Source organism: Treponema sp., assembly GCF_045657965.1.
Lineage (GTDB): Bacteria > Spirochaetota > Spirochaetia > Treponematales > Treponemataceae > Treponema_D.
Map to the genome: position 1 here is coordinate 1 of NZ_JAZOUG010000344.1, position 9672 is coordinate 9672.

The window sequence follows — 9672 nt, forward strand, 5'->3', positions numbered from 1 at the left end:
AACTTGTGAAGCTTTAAGTTGAGTACCAGAGGATGTATCAGTCCATTCTGCACCATTTGCATTAATATTTGTTACATCAAGACGGGTAATATCATCTCCGATTGCTACAGTGTAGGTATAAATATGTTTTGCATAACCGCTACCGCTTGAATATGTAGCAGTTTTTCCATTATTAAGAGTAAGAGTTGGTGCAGTTGTGTAAGTTACATCAGTGGATTTTGTAAATTCAAGCGTAATTTGAATTTCTTCTCCAGCTTTGTATGCTCCGTCATCATTTTCACAGCCGATGCTTTCAAGACCGGCTTCAGAGCTTTCAATAAAGACAGACTGGGAAGCGGTTTTTGAGTTTCCGCCGAAATCTGTAAGTTTTGCCTTAATTATACCGCTGGCAGTAGGAAGCTGGTCTGAAGTTACAGAAGCAGTCCAGGTGCCGGCTTTATTCATTGTCGCAGAGATTGTGTTATCATTCCAGGTTAAATCCAGATCACAGATTTTGAGTTTGTATTTATCAATCCAGTTTGCAGTAGAATTATCACTCCAGGTACCGGAAAGTTCTGCAGTATATCCGCTTTGAATTTTAGGTAGTGTCGGAGTTTCGTTATCTTTAAAATTATAGGTATTTTTAACATTTCCATTTTCTTTGAGTACAAGTTTTGTAATCGCAACTTCAGGAGCTTCAGTATCACCTGAAAGACTTAAAACCTGCACGGAATTCGTTCCGCCAGAATCTTCTGCACGGAATACAAAATCAAGGGCTTCAATTGTTTTTGAAGTACCGTCAATTTTTAAATCATCAAAGAGATTGAAAGATTTTGAGAAAGAATAAACATTTTTATTATTCTGTACAACCGGTGTTCCAAGATCAATTTTATAAATTATATTTCCGTCTGAATCGGTGTAGCCTGCGGCTATTCCTGAAGTCCATAAAGCCGTAGACGAACTTCCGCTCATATAATTTATTTTATTCTGAACGGCAGTGTTAACCAGAGGATTTGAATTTAAGAAAGCCACATACAGAGAAGTAACAGTTCCGTCATCAGAAACAGTACCTTCAAAGTTAATTGTTCCGTTTGAATTTGCAATGGCAGATGATCCGCTCAAAGGTGCTAATATTTCAATTTTTGGCGGTGAAACGTCGAGTATCTTGAAATATTTTGTAACAGCACTGCTCTTTCCGTACAAATCTACAACAGTAACAGTAATTCTGTAATTTGCATTTTCAGATGGAGTTGTTACAGCCCATGCTGAATATTTTGCCCCGGCTTCTGAAAGTGAAAGATTTCCGCTTGAATAAGATTTGAAAGTATCATTGTCTTTTTTCTCAATCACATATGAAAGAGACTTGATTCCATCGTCATCCTGTGCTGTTCCGCTGAAATTTGACGAAGGGTAAACTTCATAAGCAGAAGAGCCTTTATCTTCATCATCGCCGGCATAGGTTGTAATCCATGGAGTGTCTGCTTCAGGCCACCATACAAAATATCCGAGTACTTTCTTTTCCCACGCATATGAATTACTTACACTTGAAGCAACAACACGAATCAAGTGTTTTCCTGTCTGCAGGGACGGATTTTTTGTCTCACTTACCCATTCATCTGCTTTTACAGTAAATTCCCATGAACGGGAATCTTCAGTGATAAGTTTTGAATAATAAACTTCCGGTTTTTCTGTTTCACCAGATAACATAACAGTATCTGCTACCTGCTGTGCTGTTGCTGTCGGAGCAGTAAGGGAAGGATAAGCAGTTAAATTTGTCTGGAGACAAGTATTTCCGGCAAGTTTAGAAGTATCACCGTCATCAAATTCAATTAAAAGTTCTTTAAAAGAAAGCGAACCTGACTGACGGCCGGAAAATTTAAGGTCACCGTTTAAAAGCCTTGCAATTACATTTCCATCCTTAAGCTGGTAGCTCTCCATAGAAGAAACTGCACTTGCATAGGTAGATTTGAATAAATCCGGCTTATATACAGAAACATCAGGATTTGCCGTATCAACAATAAGGGAACAGTCAAGTTTTGAAGATTTTCCGGAATTTCCGATTAAATCCTGGGCAACGGCCGTAAATTCATACGTATCTTCAGTCCAGGCAGTACTTGCCTCTTCTGTATCAACAAGAAGGGTCCAGTACCAGGTCAAGCCGTTTGCATTGCAGGAAGCTTCTGTGTCAGAAAGCTGAGTCCAGTCCTGAACAGATGTTTTTTTATACCATTTTCCGCCCGGAACGATTTTATAGTGCAGGTCAGCATCATCAAAATCAATCGTAAAGGAAGAAACTTTTTCGTTATCCCAGACAGTTCCTGCAAGTGTAAATTCCACAGGAACAGTGTCATTATCAGAATGAGAAATCAAAGAAATCTGAGGTGCAATCTGATCAATTGCAGCACCTAAGCCGGAATTATCTCCACATGAAACAAAAAATCCTGCCAAGAAAGAAAATACAGAAAGTGCTGCGATATATTTTGTAAATACTTTTTTCATAATTATTCTCCCTTTTACCTTAGTAACTTTCCCAGCATTGCATACCCGTAATATAGCTGGTTTCTCCAGGTTCGATATAACCCCAGTTTTTTGACCAGTTATAGCCCCAATATGTTCCGCCTGTATTTCCGTAGCTGTAACCTGATACAGAAGAACCAACAAGGACTTCGTAGCTTACCCAGTAATAGTCCAGGCTATTACTGTCAACAGCATATTCATGGAAACATCGTCTTAAATATGGAGAGCCGTTTCGTGAATCACGAAGCGGGAAAGGTGAAATTACAGGCTCACCACCCCATCCTGTAGTTCCACGAATTGAGAAATCTCTGTAGCCGTCGCCTTTGTCTAAAGTAGCTGTACTTCGCCATCCATTTCCCTGTGTATGGTTATATATCCTTGCAACAGTCTGGAAAACGCCTTCATAACCAGAATCTGAGTTAGTAAAACCAGTTTTTGTAGCAGTAGCAATAACAAAGCCCTTAAAGCCCTGATTGTATTTTCCGTTACCAACAGCAAAGTAAGTATCTTTCGTATAGTTTATACCTGCAGTAGTTGAGGAAAGGCTGGAAGGTAAAGATGTGGTCGTTATATAAGAAGAACAAGTTCCGTTTGAAGTATCAATCTGATCAGCAGTTCCTGTTGTTTTTGGAGTAGTTGTATGACTGACATCTTTTGTGTATTTTACAGTCGCCCCATCTGTTTCACAGTCAATTCGCACACGTGCATACCCTGTCGGTTTTACTGCATCTGAAGTAATTTGATTTCCTTCAGTTCCATTTGCATCACTCTGATAAATTCCAAGTCCGTAACTATAACGGTCAACTCGAACTACAGGAGTTGCAACTTTGTCAGAAAAGAAATATTCATTTTCACCATTACAAATAAGAACTACAGGAGAAGTAGTAGAACTTTGAGCACGATCCCATGAACCCGCATATTGAGAATAATCTGTTTCAACTGAAGAACCGACTGTATATTGAACTCCTGATTTTTGAACGGCATCAGCTTCTGCTTTATTACCATTTGCTTCAGCTCCAAAATAATTACCCGTAGAGTCCATAAAGGCTTCTTTCTCGATTACAAGTTCCCACTTTCTTCCGTAAGGAAGTTCATCTGAAATATCACAAAGACCGGCCGGGAATGTAATTGTAACAGTTTTATTGTCAGTATCTATCACTACAGCCGATGAGGTAACGTCAAGAACCCGCTCATGATAACCTGCCGCTTCAAATGCATTTCTAAGTTGATTTACGGTACGTGTTTCAGAAAGTTCAGAACCTGAAAGAACTTTCAGACGGTTTGTTGAAGAAGTATTGTTTGTTGAGGCATAGCCAGATTGGAATGTTTGGCCTATATAATGAGTAGTTGTTGTTTCCCAAATACCGTAGTCAAAATCAAGGACATATTTTGTAGATGTATCGGGAACGAAGTTTGCTCCAGAAGTAGTAAGACCTTGTGAAGATTTTTTATATGGACCGACATATTGACCAGCTCCATGATAATTGTCGTTTGCATAATGAATACCCTTTTCAACATCTTCCATATCTTCAAGTTCATCCATACAGAGAATATATTTTCCAGTTTTTGCGCTTATACTGTCTGTGTATGAAGAAGGAATTGCATTTATAACAGTACTAAAGTCATCACCACTCAAAACAGGTGGGATAGCCCATCCTGCAACTTGACGCAAAGTAATTTTTCCGCTTGATTTTTGAATTTCTTCACTAAATTTTAAGGTAATTACATTTCCCTGAGAGTAAACATTTCCATCGCTTGCAGTTGTTTTTGTTCCACCCGGTGTCATGCTTACAACCTTAGGAGCAACACCGTCACAGACAAGTGACTCTCTTTCATAATCCTCATCAAGATACTTGTTTCCCTGAGAAATTCCATAAGAATCAGTAAAGCCATTTAATTTAACATCAGAAGCTGCAACTTTAAGAGTGAACTGGTCCGGATCCTGTGCTTCATAGGTAAAGTAAACTGTATCTGTTGATGAAGAAGAAGCAGCTGTAAGTGCATTTCCGTTCTTATCTGAAAGATATGCCCTTCCACTGTTTGCCCCATTTCCACAGCTTTCGCCAGAATTCAGTGCGCTCAACTGAATGTAAGCACAGGTTCCGGCTGTAAGTGCAGATTCTGAATAAAGGGAAGTTGATGAATAGTTTACTTTGTCATCAAAACTAACTTTGAATACGAGTTTGCTTCCTGCCTTGTAATTTCCGTCCGGATTTGTACATTCAATTGAATAAGCAGGGAAAGTGCTGTTTATCTTAAGATCTATTACAGAAGGATAATCAGAAATATTTCCTGCATAGTCAATTCTTCTGGCAGTAAGGCTGCACGATGTATCAATTGTTACTTCACCGCTGCTTCCTTCTGTTAAAGAAGTTCCGTCAGATGGAAGCCAGATATTTCCGGCATCACGTGAATACTGGGTAGTTTTTACGGTGGCATCATCACCTGAATTTACATAAAATTTAACATAATTTGCATATCTTCCGCTTCCATCAACAGTGTTTCCGCTGGAATCTTTGATTGTAAAGGAAGGTGCGGCAGGTGCGGTTATATCTACAGCATATTTTGAAGTAATGGCTGCAGCCCCGGAAAGAGAAATTTTGTTTCCTGCTTTATCAACAATTGTATCAGAATCAGCTATACATGATGCAGGAATGTAAGTAAGCACACCCTCTGCATCAGTTTCAGCAATTTTTTTACTGAAAGTAACTTTGTTTGCAGTTGAGCCTGTAAACGGAAGCGAAACAGTTTCTGTACCAATTTTAAACTCAAAAGACGGGCTTCCCTGAATTAATACAGTTTCTGAAGTTGTAAGAGTTACAGTTAAAGTTTTTCCCGAATTAAGATAAACAGTTCCGTTCTTTGTATAGTCAGATTCAGAAGAATCAAGAGATGATTCAATTAAAATTGATGCCGTCGGAACAATACCATCAACAGTGATGGTTTTCTTTGTCTGAAGAAGGTTTGATTCATTTACAACAGAATCCCCGTTTCCATCGGTCTGTGTCGCAATTGTTTCTGAAAGTCCTTCAATTGGACTGCCATCATTTTTTACCTGAACCTTTTCTGAAGAATCTCCGTCAGCAATTGTGTAAGAAAATACAAGTGTTGTTGAACCAGAACCGCTTTTATATTTTGCCTGGCGCACAGTTGAATCAGAGAAGCCTGTAAGTTTTACATAAAGACCTGAAGTATCGCTGACTGAAACAGTATTGTCAAAAACAGCATTTATGAGAAGTTCATCACCTTTTTTAAGCATAGTTGATGAAGGTGAAGTAACGCTCTTTAAAACCGGCAGTGAACTGATTACGATTGTGTACTGGTCTTTTCCATCATTTCCAAGTAAATCTTTTGCAAAGAACTGAAATGTTGGTTTTGTACCGCTTTCTTTCCATGCATGCAAAATATCTTTTGAAATCGCAGTGGCTTTATAAGTTCCGGCTGCAGCATCGTAATTTCCTGAAACTGTTGCATATCCTTTACCAGAGTCATAATTACCAAATTTTCCATCATTTGCACCTGCATCTACACGGCGGATTTCGTATGCAGAAGTGTCCATTGCCATTCCGCTTGTTTTTACACCCTTAAATTCAAGGACAAGCTCTTCTTCACTAGAAACAATTGCCATGTCTCCGCCCGGAGTTACAGGAGAAATAGTCGGATTTGAAGAATCTCCTGCAAGCTTGTATTCGGCAAAGGTGCCGGTTGAGCCGCTTCTTACAAGGCGTGCAACAAAGAATTTATCACCGGAAGTTTTGTTTTCATTTGTAAATGCATCACCTGAAGAAGAGAAATCAGTAAATAAATCTATATCAAATGAGAAGGTCTGTGTATTAAATCCGCCTGAGAATGAAGAAGAAGAAAGCGAAACTGACCACAATACACCTACACCAGTAATTTCTGTGCGTTTTGCTGAACCGGAAGACGGCTTGTATGAGTCGTGGGCAGAATCAGTTGTAAGTGTTTCAAGGAATTCTTTTGCCACAGTTGACTTTTCTGCCGTTGTAGAAGCTATTGAATCCGGTACCCATACAAATTCAAGATACTTACAGCCGGAAACATCAAGTGAAGTACCGGAGATTGTAACTTTTGCACTTGTATTGTCAGAAGACATTGTTACAGGCGGCACAGAATTGTTTTTAGGCGAAGTAATCAAGAGCATCGGAGAAGTTGCATCAACTACATTGACAGTAATAGTTTCAGAAACTGACAGTCCGCCGTCAGTTGTTCCCTTATTTCCTTTTGCTTTAACTTTAAGCTCTGCTGTCTGAGGTGTAGACGGGGTTGTTATGACCATTGTCTTTTCACGTTCACCGCTGTTTACTGAAGCATTTTTTGTATCTGTCTGTGAAGCAGAATTTTCATCAGTATAAGTAAATGTAACTTCTGCACTTTCAAGTTCATCATCATCAAAAACCGTTACCGGGAAAGAACTGTTTACATAGACGGTAATCGTTTTATTTCCGGCATTTTCTTCTATATCTTCCTGAAGCTCATAGCGCGGTTCATCACTTTCCGGCCACCAGATAAACCATCCGGCATCAATAACAGCATCTGTAACTGTGTTTGCTGAAGGAACAGTGACAACATCACTTGCAGAATAGCGTACCTGAAGATAATGCTTTCCTGTTGCAAGACTGGAATTGGCTTGTGTTAGAAGTGCATTAGTTATTTCAAATACAGGCGCATAAACAGCAGAGTCGTCCGCTTTTTGAATTTCACAGACTTGATTTTCATTCTCGTCATAGATTGAGATTGATACAACATCAATTCCCATTGTATCGTTAAAATTTGCACTGATTGCAAAAGCCATATTCTGAGCAGCATCAATATTTGCTGATTCATTCAAATCAAGAGATTTAAGATAATCAAGTTCGTGAAGGCTGTACTGAATTCCATTTATTTTACGGTCAATATACCAGGAAGTACCTACAGGTGCATTTTCATCAACAAAAAGTATAACAGTTTTAGAAGATCTGGTACCGAAATTTCCGCTTGCATCAGATGCAATAAAGTTTAAGATGACAGTTCCTTCTTCATCAAAATTAAAATCAAGATTCCAGGTAGTACCAGAAATAACTGCTGTCTTAAAATCAGAAAATGAAGAATCTGAAGAGCGTTTTATCTGAGTATAAACCCTTGTAACCTGATTATTATCAGTGGCAGTTCCAGTAAAAGAAACTGATTTATGGCAGTAAACTCCGCCTGCAAAATTTGTAACGGCATCGCTTCCGTCACTCACTAAAGACCGAACCGAAATAACCGGGGCTTCCAGATCAACTTCTTCTCCCAGACCTGTATTCGTATCACAGGAAACAAAAAAAAGAGAGACACCGGCTAAAAATAAAGATACCTTTTTCAGAATAGAACTTTTTATCATTCTTCTATTATGAAACCAGTGAAAATTTTATACAAGTTTTTCGATAAGAATTCGTTTATTTTTCATAAGAGGAAATTCAGTAAATTTCTAAAATCTCTAAAAAAAATCCACAGATTAGCACAGATACAACACAGATTATAAACTCAATCTGTGTCATCTGTGTAATCTGTGGTTAAAATTCTCTGTGAGCTTTGTGAGAAAATTTAGTTAAAAAGCACTGCCCACAAGTTATACTGAGCGAATACGCTTACAGCGACGAGCGAGACCGTAGACATAATCTTGATGAAAATGTCCATACATGGGCCTACTGTATCTTTGAGCGGGTCACCGACTGTATCGCCTACGACAGCAGCGTCATGAACGACATCGTAGCCTTCTCCGCCTTTTTTGATGCCGGCAAGACCGCCCTGTTCGATGTATTTTTTGCCGTTGTCCCAGGCTCCTCCTGCGTTACCGGTGAACAATGCAATCATGATTGCACAGATTGTAGAACCAATCAAAATGCCGCCGACAAAGTTTGCGCCGAACAAAAGACCGCATACTACAGGAATTACGACTGCCATAAGAGCAGGAACCTTCATCTGGCCGATTGAACCTTTTGTTGAAATTCCGATACATGTTTTGTAATCAGGATCTTCAGTTCCGGCAAGAATTCCAGGCTTTTCTTTGAACTGACGGCGGACTTCTTCTACCATTTTGCGGGCTGCATTTGCAACTGCATCAATGAGCATACCGCTGAACAGGAACGGAATTGCACCGCCAACAATTGCACCGGCCAGAGTCATCGGCTCCATAATGTTAAGCTGAGGAACACCGCCTGTGAGTTTTTCGCCGGGAATTGAATACATGTAAGAAAGCATGAGGGAAAGGGCTGCAAGACCGCCAGAACCGATTGCAAAACCTTTACCGATTGCAGCAGTTGTGTTTCCGACTGCATCGAGTGTATCTGTGATTTCACGGACACCTTCAGGAAGTTTAGACATCTCGGCAATACCACCGGCATTGTCAGAAATCGGACCATATGTATCTACAGAAACTGTAAGAGATACGAACGAAAGCATACCCATTGCGCTCATTGCAACGCCGTAAAGACCTGCAAGATAGTAAGCAAGGATAATTCCAAGACCCAAAATGATACAAGGAATCATACATGAGTTCATACCGAGCGCAAGACCAGATGTAATTGTAAGAGCCGAACCTTCTCGGCTTGCTTCTGCAAGACGTTTTGTAGGATTATAATCACTAGATGTGTAATATTCAGCAACGATACCGATTAAAATACCTGCGACAACACCGACTGCACCGCCGATGAAAGGAGAAGCCCAGCCTGCTTTAAATCCGAGGGCATCAAAATCAAGTCCCTTACCATTGAAAAGGAAGTATGAAAGGCAGATACCTGCAATCAAAGTGATTCCGGCTCCAATCCATGTAGCAGAATTGAGCTGACGGTGAACATTCTTTGATTTTGAAAGATTTTTAACCAGAAGTGAAGCAACGCCTAAAATACATGCAAGAAGACCGCTAGCAGCAAATGCGAGCGGGAATGTATAGAGAGCGTTCAGAGAACCTTCTGGAACGCCTACTTTTACGATGAGGTTGTATGCAAGAGCGATTGCCGCAACGATTGAAGCAACATAAGATTCAAGCAAATCTGAACCAAGACCTGCAACATCACCTACGTTATCACCTACGTTATCTGCAATTGTAGCAGGATTGCGGGGATCATCTTCAGGAATGTGAGCTTCTGTTTTACCGACTAAGTCAGCACCCATATCAGCAGCTTTTGTGTAAATACC

3 protein-coding genes are annotated in these 9672 nt (G+C 39.8%); all 3 read right to left on the reverse strand.

Annotated elements, in window-relative coordinates; all coding sequences use genetic code 11:
- The coding region (locus tag ACKI5B_RS12875) for a hypothetical protein (protein WP_407429409.1) at positions 1 to 2478 on the reverse strand (2478 nt) is incomplete at its 3' end.
- Positions 2479 to 2497: 19 nt separating this feature from the next.
- Positions 2498 to 7876, reverse strand: a complete 5379-nt coding sequence (locus ACKI5B_RS12880; protein ID WP_407429411.1) for a hypothetical protein — start codon at positions 7874 to 7876, stop codon at positions 2498 to 2500.
- Positions 7877 to 8079: 203 nt separating this feature from the next.
- Positions 8080 to 9672 (reverse strand): sodium-translocating pyrophosphatase (locus ACKI5B_RS12885; RefSeq protein ID WP_407429413.1); only part of this gene is annotated, 1593 nt, incomplete at its 5' end.